The organism is Luteibacter sp. 3190 (assembly GCF_031456385.1).
In the GTDB taxonomy this organism is placed as follows: Bacteria; Pseudomonadota; Gammaproteobacteria; order Xanthomonadales; family Rhodanobacteraceae; genus Luteibacter.
Genome location: NZ_JAVDUO010000001.1, coordinates 1,777,821 through 1,794,563 on the forward strand (window position 1 = coordinate 1,777,821; position 16,743 = coordinate 1,794,563).

General features: G+C 68.1%; 18 protein-coding genes. 7 read left to right on the top strand and 11 right to left on the bottom strand.

The annotated features are described in order from the left end of the window. Positions 1-335 precede the first annotated feature (335 nt). The 3 genes from J2X58_RS08020 to J2X58_RS08030 all read right to left on the bottom strand — a co-directional run bounded on the left by J2X58_RS08020 (position 336) and on the right by J2X58_RS08030 (position 4,389). The gene (locus tag J2X58_RS08020) at positions 336-1,247 is read right to left on the bottom strand and encodes a hypothetical protein (protein WP_310047457.1); all 912 of its coding nucleotides are present in this window, start codon (positions 1,245-1,247) and stop codon (positions 336-338) included. Beyond that, positions 1,244-3,391 (bottom strand): M1 family metallopeptidase, encoded by a 2,148-nt coding sequence (locus tag J2X58_RS08025; RefSeq protein ID WP_310047458.1) that lies wholly within the window; start codon positions 3,389-3,391, stop codon positions 1,244-1,246. The genes J2X58_RS08020 and J2X58_RS08025 overlap by 4 nt, the downstream gene beginning before the upstream one ends. 140 nt (positions 3,392-3,531) lie before the next feature. After that, positions 3,532-4,389 carry a 2OG-Fe(II) oxygenase gene (locus tag J2X58_RS08030; RefSeq protein ID WP_090052623.1) on the bottom strand — a complete coding sequence of 286 codons (858 nt, stop codon included), beginning with the start codon at positions 4,387-4,389 and terminating at the stop codon, positions 3,532-3,534. A gap of 129 nt (positions 4,390-4,518) precedes the next feature. Here J2X58_RS08030 and J2X58_RS08035 point away from each other — a divergent pair, with 129 nt between their 5' ends. Continuing rightward, the gene (locus J2X58_RS08035; RefSeq protein ID WP_310047461.1) at positions 4,519-4,917 is read left to right on the top strand and encodes a DUF3224 domain-containing protein; all 399 of its coding nucleotides are present in this window, start codon (positions 4,519-4,521) and stop codon (positions 4,915-4,917) included. Between the two features lie 11 nt (positions 4,918-4,928). On the opposite strand, the gene J2X58_RS08040 is transcribed toward J2X58_RS08035, so the two are convergent. Then, on the bottom strand, positions 4,929-5,177 hold the full coding sequence (locus J2X58_RS08040; RefSeq protein ID WP_090052619.1) for a GIY-YIG nuclease family protein: 249 nt from the start codon (positions 5,175-5,177) through the stop codon (positions 4,929-4,931). Positions 5,178-5,201: 24 nt separating this feature from the next. Between J2X58_RS08040 and J2X58_RS08045 the strand changes: the two genes are divergently transcribed. Continuing rightward, the gene (locus J2X58_RS08045) at positions 5,202-6,272 is read left to right on the top strand and encodes a PLP-dependent aminotransferase family protein (RefSeq protein WP_310047464.1); all 1,071 of its coding nucleotides are present in this window, start codon (positions 5,202-5,204) and stop codon (positions 6,270-6,272) included. Here J2X58_RS08045 and J2X58_RS08050 read toward each other — a convergent pair whose 3' ends face one another. Continuing rightward, positions 6,273-7,091, bottom strand: a complete 819-nt coding sequence (locus J2X58_RS08050) for a tRNA threonylcarbamoyladenosine dehydratase (protein ID WP_310047466.1) — start codon at positions 7,089-7,091, stop codon at positions 6,273-6,275. It lies immediately after the preceding gene. A gap of 64 nt (positions 7,092-7,155) precedes the next feature. Here J2X58_RS08050 and J2X58_RS08055 point away from each other — a divergent pair, with 64 nt between their 5' ends. The 4 genes from J2X58_RS08055 to cqsA all read left to right on the top strand — a co-directional run bounded on the left by J2X58_RS08055 (position 7,156) and on the right by cqsA (position 11,525). Further along, on the top strand, positions 7,156-7,545 hold the full coding sequence (locus tag J2X58_RS08055) for a cytochrome c (protein ID WP_090052612.1): 390 nt from the start codon (positions 7,156-7,158) through the stop codon (positions 7,543-7,545). A 16-nt stretch (positions 7,546-7,561) separates the two neighbouring features. Then, a complete protein-coding gene (locus J2X58_RS08060; protein WP_310047469.1) occupies positions 7,562-8,971 on the top strand; it encodes a HAMP domain-containing sensor histidine kinase in 1,410 nt (469 codons plus the stop codon). Beyond that, a complete protein-coding gene (locus J2X58_RS08065) occupies positions 8,971-10,008 on the top strand; it encodes a response regulator (RefSeq protein ID WP_090052608.1) in 1,038 nt (345 codons plus the stop codon). The genes J2X58_RS08060 and J2X58_RS08065 overlap by 1 nt, the downstream gene beginning before the upstream one ends. A 254-nt stretch (positions 10,009-10,262) precedes the next feature. Then, positions 10,263-11,525, top strand: a complete 1,263-nt coding sequence (cqsA, locus tag J2X58_RS08070) for an alpha-hydroxyketone-type quorum-sensing autoinducer synthase (protein ID WP_090052606.1) — start codon at positions 10,263-10,265, stop codon at positions 11,523-11,525. Positions 11,526-11,542: 17 nt separating this feature from the next. Here cqsA and J2X58_RS08075 read toward each other — a convergent pair whose 3' ends face one another. From J2X58_RS08075 to J2X58_RS08095, 5 genes are all read right to left on the bottom strand, one after another. Next, on the bottom strand, positions 11,543-11,848 hold the full coding sequence (locus J2X58_RS08075; protein WP_090052604.1) for a DUF962 domain-containing protein: 306 nt from the start codon (positions 11,846-11,848) through the stop codon (positions 11,543-11,545). A gap of 14 nt (positions 11,849-11,862) precedes the next feature. Further along, positions 11,863-12,744, bottom strand: coding sequence for a pirin family protein (locus tag J2X58_RS08080; protein WP_310047470.1), 882 nt, complete (start codon positions 12,742-12,744; stop codon positions 11,863-11,865). A gap of 82 nt (positions 12,745-12,826) precedes the next feature. Next, positions 12,827-13,690 (bottom strand): alpha/beta fold hydrolase, encoded by an 864-nt coding sequence (locus tag J2X58_RS08085; protein WP_310047471.1) that lies wholly within the window; start codon positions 13,688-13,690, stop codon positions 12,827-12,829. A 97-nt stretch (positions 13,691-13,787) separates the two neighbouring features. After that, positions 13,788-13,991, bottom strand: coding sequence for a cold-shock protein (locus J2X58_RS08090; protein WP_090052602.1), 204 nt, complete (start codon positions 13,989-13,991; stop codon positions 13,788-13,790). Positions 13,992-14,361: 370 nt separating this feature from the next. Next, positions 14,362-14,571 carry a cold-shock protein gene (locus J2X58_RS08095; protein WP_046967385.1) on the bottom strand — a complete coding sequence of 70 codons (210 nt, stop codon included), beginning with the start codon at positions 14,569-14,571 and terminating at the stop codon, positions 14,362-14,364. A gap of 327 nt (positions 14,572-14,898) precedes the next feature. Here J2X58_RS08095 and J2X58_RS08100 point away from each other — a divergent pair, with 327 nt between their 5' ends. Continuing rightward, on the top strand, positions 14,899-15,369 hold the full coding sequence (locus tag J2X58_RS08100; RefSeq protein ID WP_310047475.1) for a hypothetical protein: 471 nt from the start codon (positions 14,899-14,901) through the stop codon (positions 15,367-15,369). Here the strand turns inward: J2X58_RS08100 and J2X58_RS08105 are convergent, their stop codons facing one another. Beyond that, the gene (locus J2X58_RS08105) at positions 15,370-16,638 is read right to left on the bottom strand and encodes a crosslink repair DNA glycosylase YcaQ family protein (RefSeq protein WP_310047476.1); all 1,269 of its coding nucleotides are present in this window, start codon (positions 16,636-16,638) and stop codon (positions 15,370-15,372) included. Positions 16,639-16,743 lie beyond the last annotated feature (105 nt).

The following is a 16,743-nucleotide window of genomic DNA, read 5'->3' on the forward strand; positions in this document are numbered from 1 at the left end:
AAACTTCTATGTTTTCGGTTGACGGCGTTGTGGGGCGGGTGCGGTGTGGGGCGATTTGTAGGTGATGTTTGGCGGCTCATGCTGCGTCGCCTCGCGCCGGCGTTGAGGGCACAGCGGTCTCGCGGCTTCACTTGTGGGGTGCCCGCTGCGCGGGATCGCCGATGCGATCGGCTCCCACCGTTCCGTAGGGGGATGCCCGCGAGATTGCCCGCTGCGCGGGGTCGCCGATGCGATCGGCTCTCACCCCTTCGGTAGGTGGGGTGTCGCAAGGGTGATCGGCTCCTACCGTTCCGTAGGAGGATGCTTGTCAGCGGTCCCGCGCGACGGGGCCTTTGTCACAGCGCCGGGGCGAAGTCCGTGCGGCGGCGGCGGTGGGGGCTGATCGCGGCGAGGCCGGCGAGTGCGAGCAGGCGCGCGGTGCGCATCCACGCCGTGACGATCACGCCGATCTGCACGATCAGGAAGCCCGTCCAGAATCCCGAGCCGGTTGCGGTGGTGTGGCCGCGCCACGATGCGATGGTGACGAGGAGGACGCTGCCGACGAGCGTGATCACGAGATAGACGAAGAGCGTCGCGAACGGTCGGCGCAGGCACTGCACGAATCCGCGACCCAGCGCGACGAATGCGGAGCGCAGGCCGATGTCCGCGATGAACTGGGCGCGTGCCGATTCGACGATCGCGTGCGCGACGACGAACAGCAGGACGGCGACCGCCAGCGCGCCGTGCTCGTACATCTCGGCACGCGATGCCAGCAGGCTCGTCTCGACCCGGTCGTCGGCCAGCGACGTCACGCCGTACGCCGCGGCGATGAAAAGACCATACGGAATCAGGGCGAGGATGCCGAGGCGGAGCATGCGGCCGTACTCGGTCGCCCCGCCCTGCAGCAGCCCGCCGAAGCCGAGTGCGCGGTTGGCGCGTCCGCCGGCGACGACCATGCCGGCGAGGAACGGCGCGAACACCAGTGTGACCAGCGTGCCGGCGACGAGCGCCATGCCGGTCCATGGATTGTCCGTGGTGAGTGCCGTCCAGGTATCGCCGAACATCAACCCGTCGAAGTGCGACGCCCAGGCGTCGGCGTGCACGGAGTGGCCGAGCAGGCCATCCAGCACGCGCCACAACGGCAGCGCGACGACCGCGGCCGGCAGCAGCGTCACGAGGATCCACAGCAGCGCGAGGCGCCATTGCCGGCCCCCGAGCGCACCCTGCGCCAGCGCGCCCAGCGACGAACGTTTGCGATCGGTGTTCATAGCGTCCCCAGCAACGCGTAGAAGCCCTGCAGCAGGGCGGCGAAATCCGAACCCCAACGGCGCGAGGCCGCGTGATTTTCCTCGACGGTGCGGCTGTCGTTGAGCTTGTCGAGGTCGAGATAGATCTTCCGCTCGGGATCCAGCTCGGCGGACTTCGCCTTCACCGAGCCGGTGAACGTGAAGCGCGCCCAGCGGCGATCGTCGTCCCAGCGCACGGTCCGCTCCGAGCCATCCATGAAGGTGACCTTCAGCGTCTGCGGCACGCGGGCGCCGTCGCGCCAGACCGTCACGGTGGTCTTCCACGGAAACGGCCCCGTGCCGGGAGCCGCGTCCTTGTGCGCTTTCTTCCAGCCTGCACGCTGCTTCTCGACGGAGGCATCGATCGACTCGCCATCGACTTCGCCGCGGCGCCCGTCCTTCACGACGGTGCCAGCCAGCGGCAACACCTCTTCGCTGACGATGTCGCTCACGCGGTCGTCGATGCGGTCGGTGCCGAACACGAACTGGTTGAACACCTGCGCGACGACCTCCGGCTTGCCGGATGCGTCGCTGAGCGTCGCCTGCAGGTCGGCGATGGACGGATGGCGGAAGTGCCAGCTCGCGTAGTACTGGCGGAAGGCCTTTTCCATGACGTCCTTGCCCAGTCGCTCCTCGAGATCGTGCATGGCCGTCGCCGTGCGCGAATAGACAGTGCTGTAGTGGGCGCTGGAAAGCCGGTTCCACGCGTTCTGACCGAGCGGATCGGCCGGGCGGCGCAGCCTCGCCAGCATGCGTTCGAGCTGGAACGGAGCGATCGGCGGCTCGATGCCGAAGAACTTCCACAGCGGCGTGGTGAGGTACACCGACTGGTTCCGCTCGCGCAGCATGCGATCGTCCCAGTACTCGTTGAGCCCTTCGTCGAGCATCGGCTCCTCGAATTCGTTCGACGCGAGCAGTCCGTAGAAGTAGCCGTGACCGAACTCGTGGATCGTCACGAAATCGAGCAGGAACTCGTCGAGCGTCTTCGGCGCCACCTTGCGGTAGCTGCCGGCCGTGAAGAACGTCGGATATTCCATGCCGCCCGCTTCCGTCGCGTTGAACGGAGGAATGACCGCCGTCAGCGTCTTGTACGGGTACGGCCCGAGCGTCGAGGAGAAATACGCCAGCGAATCGAGCGACGCCTTCAGCGCCGGCGCGGCGCTCGCCTTGTATTCCGGCGGGTAGATCACGCGCACCTTGACCTTCGGGCTGCCGGGGCCGGTGTATTCGCCGTCGAGCGTCGCGTAGCCCGGGGCCGCCATCCACGCGAAGTCGTGCACGTCGCCCTGGATGAAGTGCCAGGTGAGCTCGTTGCCCTCGGGCGTCGGTTCGCCCTGCTGCTCGCCCACCGCGCCGACCACGTAATCCTTCGGCAGCGTCATGCGGACGTCGTATTCGCCGAAGTCGGCGTAGAACTCGCTGTTGAAATGGAACTCGTGCACGTTCCAGCGTGGCTCGGTGGCGCCGCGCTCGCCCGGCAGTTCCAGCACGCCGATCTTCGGGAACCACTGCGCCACGAGATGGAAGCGGCCGACGTAGCCGGTGCGTTCGATCACGCGCGGCAGCTGGCTGTGGAAGTTCATATCGAGCGTGACGCTCGCGCCCGCGGGCACGGGCTGCGCGAGATCGACGCGAACGACGGTGTGGTCCGTCTCGGGGCCGCCGTCGGGATGTACGTAGCGCCACTTCAGCGGCGCGCCGTCCTGTTCCACGTCGCCCAGGTCGATGTAGCCCCACTCGCCTTTCTTCACGGCGTCGGTGCCGCGCGAACCGCCATGCGCGGCGAGCGTGCGGCGCTCGGTGAAGAACGTGCTGCCCTCCCCTTCGAAGGCGTTCAGATACAGGTGGAGGAACACGGCCGATACGGGGCGGTCGCTTCGATTGCGCCACGTCAGCTGCTGCTGGCCATCCACCGTGTGCTTCTCGGGATCGAGCCGCGCCTGGATGCGGTACGACACCACGCGATCCGACAGCGTCGCCTCGCTACCGGTGCGCGGCCCGCCCCATGCATCGGGCGCGCTGGGCGTCGATACCCAGGCGGCGTCGCGCGATGCGAAGGGAATCTCGACGGGCGGCGGAGGCGGAGCCGCGGAAGTGGCGGGCGCGGGAAGCGTCGCCGGTGGCACGGATTGCGGCGCCTGTTGGCCCCACGCGGCTTGAGCGCACAGCAGGCATCCCGCCGCGACGAAACGAACGATCCTGGCAGCCTCGCGGCGCATTGTTCCCCCTTCCCCCTGGACGACGAAGCGTCGACCTTACACCAACGTCAGCCGGGAAAGGCGTGCTCGCGCATCCATTTCGTCAGGATCCACTTCTCGCCCCGGAGCACCGGCGCGCCGCCATGCAGCGACAGCGGATCGAGCGCGCCTTCGGGCGTGGTGTACTCGAAATAGAGCGCCTGCCCAAGGCGTGGGACGTAGCTGAAATCGATGCGCGGGAAGATGGTCTCGCCGCCCGCTTCCACGTCGTTGAGGTACATGATGAGGGTCGACACGCGCTGCCCGCCGCTCGCCAGATGCGCCTTGCTGCCGGGGTCGTCGGGCGGGAAGTAATCGTAGTGGGCGACGTATTCCGCGCCGACGCCGTAACGCATCGCCTGCAGGCCTTCGCCGTGCTCTTCGCCCAGTCGCATGAGGAGCGCCGCGCGTGCGTCGACGCGCGCGATCAGTTCGTTTTCGGAACGGCCGAAGTTGGCCCCCTCGCTGGTGCGGATGGACTGCACGACACCCTGCCCCGTGCCGGGGCTGACGACCTGCGAGCGCGCGAGACGCGACGTCGCCATCTCGCGCAGCGCCGCGCACTCGTCGGCGTCGAGCACGCCATCGAGGATGGCGATGAGCGGACGCGCTACCCGTGCGAGGACGCGGACGCGGCGATCGCCGGCGTCGAGGACGTGCCCCTCGCCCAGGCGGCTGCGGAAGGACGCCGGCACCGCGTCGGACGCCTCGCGCGGCGCGGCCCCGCCGAACACGGCGTCGGCGATCGCGTCGCGCGCGGCGCGCTCGTCGAACCGGTGCTCGCGCATCGTGGCCAGGAGATCCGCGGGACCGTGGCCGGCGGCCAGCGACTCGCCGATCCAGCGATGCCAGTCGGGGGTGATCTTCGTATGGGGGCGGGCTTCCATGGCAGTATCTTCGTCGACGGTGGAAGCCGTGAGGGCTCCATTTTCCGACCGGAGGACGTCATGCGTTTCCTGCGCCGGAGCGTGCTTGTCGCGCTCATCCTAAGTCACTCCATCGCCTACGGGTACCCTATGTCACAGCAAGCGCACGGTTCGTTCGACGTCACCCTGACGCCCTCCGGCAAGCCGGACGAGCGGGACGGGTCGGCACTCGGGGCGATGACCCTGGCCAAGGTCTTCCACGGCGACCTCGATGGAACGTCCGCCGGCACCATGCTGACCGCCTCCAGCACGGCGACCCCGGGCTCCGCGGCCTACGTCGCGGTCGAACGATTCGAGGGCACGCTGGGCGGCAGGAAGGGCGCGTTCGCGCTCGTCCATCGCGGCGTCATGTCCGCCGCGGGCCGCGACCTGTCCATCACGATCGTGCCGGACTCAGGCAGCGGCGACCTCAAGGGGATCAGCGGGACGCTGACGATCGACATCCGCGACGGCAAGCACTTCTACGACCTGAGCTACGCGTTGCCCTGATCCGCGCCTGGTCACGCAGGCTGCGTCCCGAGCCACGCGAGCTTGCGTGCCTTCGGCAGCCGCTTGACCTCGTGCTCGGCCTTCGACGCGGCCGAGCGATCGGGGAACGGGCGCGAACCGAGCAGGCGCACCGGCGGATTGGCGCGCGTGTAGCGGGCACCCTTTCCGGCGACGTGGGCGGCGTAGCGCGCCTCCAGGTCGTTGGTGATGCCCGCGTACCAGGCGCCGTTACGGCATTCGATGAGATAGACGCACCACATGGTGGGCAAGCCTACAATGCCCGCATGGCGCCGAACTACGATCTTGCCGTCAACCTGCCCCTTCGCCTGAACGCGGCGACGCTGCTCAACGCGCGACTCGCCCGGACCACGGTGGACGCCGACGCGCTGGCCTATCCCGATCTCGCCGGTCCCCTCGACGTCCGCGAAGCGATCGCGCGCTGGCTCGCGCGGGCATCGGGGCACGCGGAGGTCGATCCGGCGCTGATCGCGCTGACCATCGGCGCGCGGCATGCACTCGGGCTCACCCTGCTCCAGGTGGCGATGCCGCGGAACCGGGTCGTGCTGGTCGAGGAGCGCACGTACCACGGCTTCCGGACCGCCGCGCGGGGCATGGGCATCCAGTGCGTCGACGTCGCGGCGGACGAGCACGGCGCCCGGCCCGAAGCGCTCGCCCAGGCCGCGCGCCGTCACGCCGCGCAGGTCTTCTACGTCCAGCCCACGTACCAGAACCCCACGACGGTCACCATGCCGCTCGCGCGGCGCCAGGCGATCGTCGCCACGGCGCGGGAGCTCGGACTGATCCTCATCGAGGGGGACGTCTATTCGCCGCTCGCGACCTTCAGCGGCGAGGCGCTGCCGTCGCTGGCGTCGCTCGCGCCCGAACGCGTCTTCCACGCGGGCGGCATCGGCAAGATCCTCGGCCCCGGCCTGCGCGTCGGCTGGCTGCTCCACCCGGACCGCGAATCGCACGCGTCGACCACCGCGTTGATCCAGCGGGAGCAGGACGGACTTCCGACCCTCTGGCCGCGCGTCGTCGCGCGCTGCATGGACGACGGCAGCCTCGACGCGCACCTGCAGGGGCTGGCCGGAAGCATGCGCGAGCGCGGACGGCTCGCCCGGCGCATCGTCGGTGACGATCTGGTCGTGAACGGCGCGTGCCTGCACGCCTGGCTTCCGGCGACGGATCCCGTGGGCGTGGAGCGTCGCCTGCTCGCTCGCGGCGTGCGCGTGGCGCGCTCGTCGAACTTCGTGTCGCGGCCCCGACGGCCGCGGGGTGTCCGGCTGTCGCTCGGCGCCGAGGAGGACATCGGCCGGCTCGAAGAGGCGCTGTCGATCGTCGCCGAGGCGCGCTGATCAGTCCTTCGGTTTCGCGGTCAGTTTCTCGAGCGCCTTGCCCACCGCCGCGAACGCGAAGGCACCGGTGACGTGCGTCGCCGCGCCCAGGCCGCCGCCGCAGTCGAGCTTGAGCGCATCGCTGCCCGGCGGACGCACGCCGCACACCGTGCCGTCCGCCTGCGGATACTGCACGTTCTGCATCGAGTACACGGCCGACACCCCGAAGAAGCGATCCGGATTCCGCGGGAAGCCATGTTCCTGGCGGAGCTTCTTGCGGATCATGCTGAGCATCGCGTCGTGCTCGGTGCGCGAAAGGTCGCGCACGCGGATCTGCGTCGGATCGGTCCGGCCTCCCGCCGCGCCCACGGTGACGAGCGGCACCTTCCGGCGCCGGCACCACACGATGGTCTCCAGCTTGACCTTGAGCGCGTCGCAGGCGTCGATGACGACGTCGTAGCCGCGGTCGAGCAGTTCGTCGAGCGTCGACGGGGTGAGGAAACGCTCCATCGCCTCGAGCCGGATCGTCGGGCTGATGGCATGGGCGCGCTCCGCCACGACGCCGACCTTCGGCTTGCCGTACTGACCGTCCAGCGCGTGCATCTGGCGGTTCGTGTTGGAGAGGCACACGTCGTCGCCGTCGATCAGGGTCAGCCGGCCGATGCCGCTGCGTGCCAGCGCCTCGGCCGCCCACGAGCCCACGCCGCCCACGCCGATCACGCAGACGTGCGCATGGGCGAGGCGGTCGAGGGTGCCGCGACCGTACAGTCGCTCGATGCCGGCGAAACGTTCGGCCTGGGCCGTGCTCACGGGGGACTCGCTGGGGGAATAGGTGCTCATTGTCTCATATTGAACAAACGTGACCGTGGGCTATGCTGGCGTCCTCGTATGCGATGGACCACCAATGCGCCCGCTGCTACTCGTCATCCTCGGCCTCGTGACAGGCGCGATGGGGGCGACCTTCGCCCTGTCCGCCCTTCACCAGGGCACCCCCTTCCATCGGGGCGTGATGGCCGTGATGCAGCACCACATGGGCGTACTGCGCGCCAACGTGCGGGCGAACCAGTGCGATGCCAAGGCCTCCGTGCTCCGGTTCGGGCGGATGCGCGCCGCCGCCACGGACGTGCGCGACGCCTTCCCGGACATGGACGCGGCGTTCTACGCGGCGGCCGACCATCTCGGCACGGCGCTGGACGCCGCCGTGGCGGCGGCACCCGCGAACTGCGAGGCGCTGACGGCCACGCTCGCCCCGGTCGGCGAGGCGTGTCAGTCCTGTCACCGGCAGTACCGATGAGCGGCGGTGCCCAGCCGTGAGCGACGACCGAACGACGGACGCCTTGCCGGGCACCGCCGCGACGCCGGATACCACCCGGCCCCGGCAGTTCTTCCGGCTGCAGTTGTGGCTGCTGATGCGCGCGCTCGAGCGCTTCGAAACCACGATGTTCCTGCGGACGCGGTACTCGCAGCCCAAGATGGTGGCCATCGGCGTCGTCGGCAGCTTCTGCCTGGCCGTGTATTACCCCATCTGGGCGTACCTCTTCCCGCAGCCGTACGAAAACCTGCCCATGCGGCTGATCTGCAGCGCCACGTTCATCCCGCTGGCCCTGCTGCCCTGGTGGCCGCGGCGGCTGCGTACGCACCTGCCCACCTACTGGTACTTCGCGATGACCATCGCGATGCCCTTCTTCGTCGGTTACATGACCCTGCGCAACGCCACGCCGGCCTGGCTGATGACGCACCTGGCGTGCGTGATGCTGCTGATGATGCTGTTCGACATCGCCAGCTTCCTCGTCGTGTTCACCATCGGCAGCGCGCTGGCCGCGCTGGTCTTCGCGCTGTCGCCGGAGGCCCACCTGCACGCGCGGACGATGCTCGAATACGTCCCGCTGCTGATGTTCGGCATGGTCGGCGGCGCGACGTGCACGGTCTCGGCCAACATGGCGGAGCAGTCGCGCATCGACGCCTTGACCGCCGCGTCCAACAACATCGCCCACGAACTGCGCACGCCGCTGGGGTCCCTGCGCATCGCGGCCCGCGCCGTGGCCCGGTTCATGCCCGACCTGATCCGCAGCCACCGGCTCGCGGAATCCGAGGGGCTGCCGGTGCCGGAGGTCCGCGCGCAGAACCTGCACGCGCTGGAGCGCAGCATCGGGGTCATGGAGCGCGAGGTCACCTACGCGAACACGATCATCGACATGCTGCTGCTGTCGGCCCGGCCGATCGGCGAGGTGCCACTCACTCCGCTGGCAGCCCGCGAACTGGTGGACCAGGCGCTGCGACGTTTCCCCTACGGTTCCCGCGCGGAGCGCGAGCGCATCACCCTCTCGGTGGCGGGCGACTTCCGGCTGCTCGGCGAGGAGGCCCTGGTGGTCCACGTCCTCTTCAATCTGCTGAGGAATGCACTTTTTCATACCGATCGGGCCGGCAAGGGCGACATCCGGGTCTTCGTCGAGCCGGGCGAACTGGTCAACCGGATACGGGTCCACGACACCGGCCCGGGCATCCCTCCGGACGTTCTTCCCCGCATTTTCAACCGGTTTTACTCCCATGCCAGCGACAGCGCGGGGACGGGCAACGTGACCGGCCTCGGTATAGGACTCGCTTTTTGTCGCGCGGCGATGGAGCATATGGGCGGAGGCATCTCGTGCCGTACCAATCTGGGGGAATTCACGGAGTTCACCCTCTCCTTTCCGCATCCGGAGACCGGGGACCGGCAGTGATGACGTTGAACTCGCAGGGCGACATCCAGCCCTTCCATTTCCCGACCACCACCGTGCTGGTCGACGACCACGAGGAATACCTCGACGTGGTCCCGTTGCTGCTCGACCCGATGATGCGGGTGCGGACCTTCAGCTCGCCGCGCAACGCGCTGGCGACGCTGGGCAACAACGGCAGCCGGCCCGTTCCCGGCGGCGGCTGGCTCTACCGCTGGAAGGACCGCCCGTCCGAGACCCAGGAACTGGTCGCGCTGGACATCGATTCCATCCACCGCGTGGTCTACGACCCGGAGCGCTTCGCCGAGATCTCGGTCGTGGTGGTCGATCAGGCGATGCCCGAAATGGACGGCATCAGCTTCTGCAAGCGCCTGCCCAACCCGCACATCGGCAAGATCCTCCTGACCGGCCGCGCGGACGACGCCACCGCCATCGACGCCTTCAATTCGGGCGTCATCGACCGCTTTATCCGCAAGAACGATCCCGAGGCGATCTCCAAGCTGCAGACGGCCATCACGGAACTGCAGCGCCGCTACTTCGAGCGCGCCAGCGCCTTCGTCGCCGAAACCCTGGCGCTCGGCAATTTCCGCTTCCTGCGCGATCCCGCGTTCCGCGAGGTCCTGCAGTCGGTGACCGCCACCTTCCAGCCCGTCGAGTGTTACGTGCACTGCAATCCGACCGGCCTGCTGCTGGTGGACGCCTGGGGCATCGGGCGCTTCCTCCTCGTCCAGACGGACGAGGACCTGCGCACCCACTATGAAATTGCGGCAGATCTCGGGGCGCCTCCGGCCGTCCTCGAGGCGCTTCGCCAGGGTGCGGCCCTGCCCTGGTTCAACTCCCGCGACGGCTTCTACCACCGGGGCGTCCGCGATCCCGAGTCTCAGCTGCACCCCGCGACTGCCGTCTCCGGCGAACAGTGGTACTACTACGCCCTCATCGACGATGTGGAGCGTTTCCGGCTGCAACACGTGAAGTCGTACCGCACGTGGCTGCGCGAACAGGATCTCAGCCTGGCCGCGGACAGCCGTTCACACCGCATCTAGGGCCTTTATCCCAGGCTCGCCACTCTCATGCGCCGGCGGGATCGGCGCAGCGGCGCCCTGTCGCCCGTGAAATCCAACCGGTGCGGCCCCTGGCCGCGCCCTCTCTGTCTCAAAGCCATGGGGTGCGGCAGGCCCTCGCGGGCGGTCGTTCGCGTACCTCTGTGACGATTTCGCGCCTGGCAGGGCGAGGCCGGCGCGCGTGCGCCGTCCGTCGGGCGGCGGCGAAGTTCGCCCGCTGACAGAGAGAGCAGACCATGGAAAACGTTTCCATCCTCCACCCGATCGTCAAGGCGCCGGAGCTTCCGGCATTCGTCGCACGCAGGGTCGATCGATTTCACAATGAACGGGTGGCCATCGACTGGGGTGGCCGTCACATTTTGCGCGGCCGCCGCCCGTCCGACGGCGACCTGATGCTCCAGAGCAATGATTACCTCGCCATCGCCGGCCATCCGGACATCGTCGAGGCCCAGCGCGACGCGCTCGCGACGGGTGGCCTCGGCATGATGATGTCCGCCCTCTTCCAGCAGGATGCCGATCAGCCCCTGCATCGGGCCGAGGCCGAGCTCGCCCGTGCCGTGGGCAGCGAGGACGGCATCCTCGCCCAGTCGGGCTTCGCCGCGAACGTCGGGCTGATCCAGTCGCTGGCCGGCGAGCGTATTCCGGTCTACATCGACATGCTCGCGCACGCCTCGCTATGGGAAGGCATACGCAGCGCGGGAGCGAAAGCGGTGCCGGTGCTGCACAACGACGTCGCGCACCTGGAAAGGCAGGTGCTGCGCAACGGCGCCGGCGTGATCGTCGTCGACGCCGTGTACAGCACGAACGGCAGCCTCGCGCCGCTCACGGACATCGCCGCCGTGGCGGAAGCGCACGGATGCGTGCTGGTGGTCGACGAATCCCATTCGCTCGGCACGCATGGCGCGCGCGGCGAAGGCCTCGTCGCCAGCCTCGGCCTCAACGACCGCGTGCACTTCATCACGGCGAGCCTCGCGAAGGCGTATTGCTCGCGCGCCGGTTTCATCGCGTGCACGACGCGCTTCAAGGATTACTTCGGTTGCGAGGCGTTGCCGGCGATCTTCAGTTCGTCGTTACTCCCGCATGAGCTCGCCGGTCTCTCGGCGGCGCACCGCGTGATCCAGACGGAGGGCTGGCGCAGGCAGCGGCTGCGCGCCGTCACGCGACGCGTGCGCCACGAGCTGACCGAGCTCGGCTATCCCATCGGCGACGGCACGGAGCAGATCATCGCGTTCGAGGCGGGCCAGGAAATCCTGACCGGCCACGTGCGCGACGTGATGGAGCGGCATGGGATCTTCGGCTCCGTGTTCAGCGCGCCGGCGACGACGGTCAACCGTTCGCTGCTCCGCCTCACGCTGAATGCGGGCATGAGCGACGGCGACGTCGAGCGGCTCCTGCACGCGTGCCGCGTCGCGCGCGACGACATGGCGTTGCCGACGTGGAGCGCGGCGCGCAGGGAGCAGCGCGAACAGGGCAAGGCGGCAGCCGCGGAAGTCGCGTGACGGTCGCGTGGACGCGTTCAGCGCAGTGAAACGCGTCCACGCAGGATGTCCCGGAACATCGCCCAGTCGCCCATGAAGCTGTAGAACGGATGCCGGAACGTCGCCGGCCGGTTCTTCTCGAAGACGAAGTGACCCACCCATGCGAAACCGTAGCCACCGACCAGGGCCGCCAGGAGCCACCAGGCCTGGCCGGTGGCCACGAGCATCGCGAGCGCGACGAGCACGACCCAGCTGCCCGCGAAATGGAGGCGCCGGCAGCGCACGTCGGCGTGCTCGCCGAGGTAATAGGGATAGAACTCGCGGAAACTGGCGAACCGTGCCATGACGCGCCTCGTCTTCAGTACGTGGGCAAGGGAATGCGTTCGTATTCGTCGCCGGGCACGATCGGGAAACGGCCTTCCGACCAGTCGGCCTTGGCCGCCTCGATGAGCTCCGGGGAGCTCGCGACGAAGTTCCACCACAGGTGGCGCTCGCCATCGAGCGGTGCGCCGCCGAACAGCATGATCAACGAATCCTCGTGCGCGACGAGTTCGGGCGGATCGCCATCGTGCGCCACGGCCATGTCGAGCTTGCCGAGTTCCACGTCGCCGAAGCGCGCGGCACCCTCGACGACGTAGGCGCCCCACTCGGCGTGCTGCGCCGGCATCGCGACGCGTGCGCCCTTCCGCAGCCGCGCCTCGACGAAGAACATCGGTGCGAACACGCGTACCGGCGATCGTTCGCCGAACGCGTCGCCCGCGATCACGACGAGCCGCGCACCGTCGCGCTCCACCACGGGCAGTTCGCTCGCGGCGTGGTGGTGGAACTCGGGCTCGATGCGTTCGTGGCTCTTCGGCAGCGCCACCCATACCTGGATGCCGTGCAGATTCCCGTTGTGCGCCTCGCCGGCGGGGCGGACCTCCGGCGGCGTGCGCTCGGAATGCACGATGCCCCGTCCGGCGGTCATCCAGTTGACTTCGCCGGGACGGATGTCGACGGCGCTGCCGAGGCTGTCGCGGTGGCGGATGACGCCATCGAACAGCCACGTGACGGTGGCCAGACCGATATGCGGGTGCGGACGCACGTCGAGACCGGCGTCGTCCTCGAACGACGCCGGCCCCATCTGGTCGAAGAAAACGAACGGGCCGACATGGCGCGCTTTCAGATGCGGGAGCATGCGGCGTACGACGAAGCCGCCACCAAGGTCGCGTTGCTTGCCGTCGATGGGAATGGTGGTCATGGGCTTCTCCCCGGGAAACAGACGAGAGCCTAGCAAACGTGGGGGTGGACGGATGGTACGCGTGTGTCGCCGTGCGTGCCGCTCAGCCTTGCAACATGCCGTTCGCGAGGCGGCGTGCCACGCTGGCCGGCTGTTTCATCCAGGCGAAATGATCGGCGCGTTCGCCGCCGAGCTCGTCGGGCGTCACGACACCCGTGTCGCGCGGCGCGTCGGGCATCTTGTCGAGCAGGAAATCCAGCGACGACGCCGGCGCCAGCCAGTCGTCCTGGAGCCTCAACGCGCGCACCGGCGCACGCTGACGACCGAGCGCAGCCTCGAGGTCCACCGCGAGCCCCGCCGCGGCGTAAACGCCACGGCGGCCGCTACGGGACCAGTCGTCGATCACGCCACGCGCCTCGTTGCCGCCGAACCCGATCCGCCTGCCGGGCAGGCGACCGACCATGTGGGCGAGCATCGGCGCGGCGACGTACGCGAACAGCACCCACGGGGGGAAGCGGCGCCAGTACGGGGCGCCGCTGGCGACGAGCGCGACGCCGGCCAGCTCGTGCGGCGTCATGCCGGCGAGCAGGCAGGCGAGCTGTCCGCCGAGGCTATGGCCGCCCACGTGCAGCGGGATGTCCCCGACGGTGGTGGCGAGCGTATCGAGGCTACGCGGCAGGTCGTAGGTGAGCAGTTCGCGGTAGCCCCAGTCGCATCGGCGACCAGCCCGGCGGTCGCTCGATCCGTGGCCACGCCATTCGTGGATGCCCACGGTGATGCCGTGCGCGGCGAGCGCCCGGGCGAACGGCTCGTAGTGGCGTGCCGCCACGCCAAGCGCGGGAACCCAGAGCAACGCCGCGCGGGAGCGCTCGCGGGGGCAGAAGAAGAGCAGATCGGCGGTCGCCCCGTCGTCCATCCTCAGGTGGATGGTTTCCCGTGCGACCCGTTCGTCCGTGGCGTCCGTCATGCGGTATCCGTCGTGCGCGCAAAAGCTCCTCCGGCGCAGGGCGCCGGAGGAGCGGAAGTCGTGCAATATCGGGCGGCCGAAGGCCTGCCCGCAAGACTCACTTGGGAATGACGTTGTCCGCCTGCGGGCCCTTCTGGCCCTGGGTCACGGTGTATTCCACCTTCTGACCCTCGGCAAGCGACTTGAAGCCGTTGCCCTGGATCGAACGGAAGTGCACGAACACGTCCGGGCCGCCCTCATCCTGAGTAATGAAGCCGAAGCCCTTGGCGTCGTTGAACCACTTAACAGTACCAGTTGCCATCACACACACCTCTATCCAACACACGAATAACCCGGCTCGCGTGAGCCGGCGACTTACTGGGCATGCAGGACCGGGTGAGGCGATGGAGCGTCGGATTACTCGCTTACATCGGGTCACTCTCGTGACCGCGCAGACACAGTAAGTCGGATGATAACCACATTTCGCCAAAGTTCTGTAGGGGAATGCCTACACAGGTCGATTTTTTGACGCCGATCACGCCAATGAATGCGATTAAAGCCTTATCCGGCTTCACAAATAAGAAAATGGCCTAGGAATAAAGGCGCCGACCTGGGAAGACTGCACGACCGTCGGGCAAAAAAAAACCGGGCGTTTCCGCCCGGTCTTTTCACGAAGCTTGTCGCAAGACGTATCAGGCCTTGTTGACTTCTTCGGCCTGCAGGCCCTTCTGGCCGTTCACGACCTTGAAGGAGACCTTCTCGCCTTCGGCGAGCGACTTGAAGCCGTTACCCTGGATGGCGCGGAAGTGCACGAACACGTCCGGGCCGTTCTCACGGGAAATGAAGCCGAAGCCCTTGGCATCGTTGAACCACTTGACGGTGCCGATCTCACGATCCGACATAGAAACACTCCAATTTTTACGAATGAAACCAGCGACTTGACGTAAGTCGCTGCGTTACTGGTGTGCAAGGAAACGCGAGGAGCGAAGCGATGTTGCGGATACGTGATCAGCTGCATCGGGTCAACGTAACTCTATGACCCCGGCAAACACAGTCCGCCGACTATACTCGCGCTCGACGCAAATAGCGATGGGCGCCGATCGAACCGCCCCGCGCTGACGCGGTTTTCACCCCGTGTGGGAACATGCTTGCGCCGCGTCGCACCCGGGGTGCGACTCGACTGTCCGTTTTTGCCACCGTCACCGTTACCGAAAGGGGGACCGCCGACCATGAACCGCCACACGCTCCGACTGATTCCTTTCCTCGCAGGCGCCCTCGCCCTGGCCGCCTGTTCGGACCACGCGACGAAGCCGGCCCCGACCACCACCCGCACCGTGACCACCACAGCGACGCCGGCGACCGGCGGCACGAAGTCCACCGGCAGCACCAGCACGACGACCACGCGCACGACCACCCGCACGAGCGTCAAGGACGCGCCGCTGCCCGAGAGCACCGGCATCGCGTCCTGCGACGAGTATCTCGCCAGCTACAAGAGCTGCCACCTGGCCGCCGGCATCTACGCCCGCGACCAGATCGACACCCGCTACGACATGATGCGGACGAGCCTGCTGAAGCAATCGCAGGATCCGGACATGCGCGACCAGCTCGGCAACCGCTGCACGTCGCTCGCGAACCAGCTCAAGGAAGCCCTGCACGGCAAGTCCTGCGCGGACGTGCCGGCGCCCGCCTCCACCCGCTGATCAGGCGTCCAGCGCCGTCTGGACCAACGCGGCCAGCCCCCTTGGCTGGCCGCGTTCGACGACCACCCTTGGGGTGCCGTGCCACGCGGCGCACGTCGATATCGCTTCGGCCACGCCCTGCACGACCGGCACGGACGCCTGCACGCCGTCCTCGAGCCATATCCCGATCACCTGGAACATGCCCGACTGCCGGTGCGCCTTGGCGTCGACGCGACCGATGAGCCTGCCTCGATGCAGGATGGGCAACGCGTAGTAGCCGTATTTCCGCTTCGCCGCCGGCGTATAGCACTCGATCGTGTATTCGAACCCGAACAGCTCGAGGGCCCGGGTCCTGTCCCACACCACCGGATCGAACGGTGACAGCAAGGTGGTCCGGGAAGCACGCAGCGCGTTGCGCGCGCCCTCTGCAAGAAGATCGCCGTGCTCCCGGTGCACGTACGCGGCGTCGCTCCACCCATCGACCTCGACGCGTGACAGCGTGCCGTCCGCGACGAGCGGCGCGAGCTCGTCGTCGGTGACGCGCGGCTTCAGGCGAAAATAATCGGCGATCCAGCGCGCCTTCGCGATGCCGAGCGCACGCACGCTTTCGACGATGAAATGCCGCCGGACGGTCGCCTCGTCGAGCGTTCCCGAAGGTGGTGGCTCCGGCCAGCCGGCGACAACGCGCTCCGAAAGGTCGTAGACACGCTGGAAGCGATCGCGCCGGGCGACCATCAGCCTGCCCAGCGCGAACCATGCCTCGAGCCATCGCTTCTCCGGCTTCCAGCCCCACCATCCTTTCGTGCCGGTGCCCTCGCGCTCGAAGTCGGCCGCACGCAACGGTCCTTCGCGGCGGATCCGGTCGAGCAGCGTCTCCATGTCGATCCGCGCCTCGGCGTACGTGCGCTCCGCGCTCCGATGCGCCCAGTGCCCCGCGCGGCCCGAACGATAATCGCGATGCCAGCGGAACTCGGTCGACGGAACGAAACATGCCTCGTGGGCCCAGCACTCCGCGATGCGTCCCTCGGCGAGCGCGTCGTCCAGCCAGTCGTTCGCATAGGGTCCGAGGCGCGAGAAGAGCACCATGTAGGGGCTACGCGCGACGACGTTGATCGTGTCGATCTGCAGCACGCCCATGCGTGCGATCGTGGGCACGACATCGCCGCGACGCGCCCTGCGCGTGCTTCGTCGCAGGAGGCCCTGCGCACCCAGGTGGATCAGCTGGGCGGACCGCGGAGACAGCCGGATCACGGTGCCCGTCGAAGGCACGTCGGTTGCACGTGACGCCACGGTAGAGGCCTTCTCGCAGTTGGGTCGCCATTAAATCGTTCCTTGCTAGCGTCGGCAACGATGCCGTCGTCTCCACTCGACGGCACCCCCACCGCTGACGAAAGG

What these genes read in the sequence shown, in the direction of transcription:
- J2X58_RS08085 (WP_310047471.1), bottom strand. Translation starts at nt 13,690, where the DNA reads ATGACGGACGCCACGGACGAACGGGTCGCACGGGAAACCATCCACCTG.
- J2X58_RS08020 (WP_310047457.1), bottom strand. Translation starts at nt 1,247, where the DNA reads ATGAACACCGATCGCAAACGTTCGTCGCTGGGCGCGCTGGCGCAGGGT.
- J2X58_RS08050 (WP_310047466.1), bottom strand. Translation starts at nt 7,091, where the DNA reads ATGAGCACCTATTCCCCCAGCGAGTCCCCCGTGAGCACGGCCCAGGCC.
- J2X58_RS08100 (WP_310047475.1), top strand. Translation starts at nt 14,899, where the DNA reads ATGAACCGCCACACGCTCCGACTGATTCCTTTCCTCGCAGGCGCCCTC.
- J2X58_RS08040 (WP_090052619.1), bottom strand. Translation starts at nt 5,177, where the DNA reads ATGTGGTGCGTCTATCTCATCGAATGCCGTAACGGCGCCTGGTACGCG.
- J2X58_RS08035 (WP_310047461.1), top strand. Translation starts at nt 4,519, where the DNA reads ATGTCACAGCAAGCGCACGGTTCGTTCGACGTCACCCTGACGCCCTCC.
- J2X58_RS08030 (WP_090052623.1), bottom strand. Translation starts at nt 4,389, where the DNA reads ATGGAAGCCCGCCCCCATACGAAGATCACCCCCGACTGGCATCGCTGG.
- J2X58_RS08075 (WP_090052604.1), bottom strand. Translation starts at nt 11,848, where the DNA reads ATGGCACGGTTCGCCAGTTTCCGCGAGTTCTATCCCTATTACCTCGGC.
- J2X58_RS08090 (WP_090052602.1), bottom strand. Translation starts at nt 13,991, where the DNA reads ATGGCAACTGGTACTGTTAAGTGGTTCAACGACGCCAAGGGCTTCGGC.
- cqsA (WP_090052606.1), top strand. Translation starts at nt 10,263, where the DNA reads ATGGAAAACGTTTCCATCCTCCACCCGATCGTCAAGGCGCCGGAGCTT.
- J2X58_RS08045 (WP_310047464.1), top strand. Translation starts at nt 5,202, where the DNA reads ATGGCGCCGAACTACGATCTTGCCGTCAACCTGCCCCTTCGCCTGAAC.
- J2X58_RS08080 (WP_310047470.1), bottom strand. Translation starts at nt 12,744, where the DNA reads ATGACCACCATTCCCATCGACGGCAAGCAACGCGACCTTGGTGGCGGC.
- J2X58_RS08055 (WP_090052612.1), top strand. Translation starts at nt 7,156, where the DNA reads ATGCGCCCGCTGCTACTCGTCATCCTCGGCCTCGTGACAGGCGCGATG.
- J2X58_RS08095 (WP_046967385.1), bottom strand. Translation starts at nt 14,571, where the DNA reads ATGTCGGATCGTGAGATCGGCACCGTCAAGTGGTTCAACGATGCCAAG.
- J2X58_RS08065 (WP_090052608.1), top strand. Translation starts at nt 8,971, where the DNA reads ATGACGTTGAACTCGCAGGGCGACATCCAGCCCTTCCATTTCCCGACC.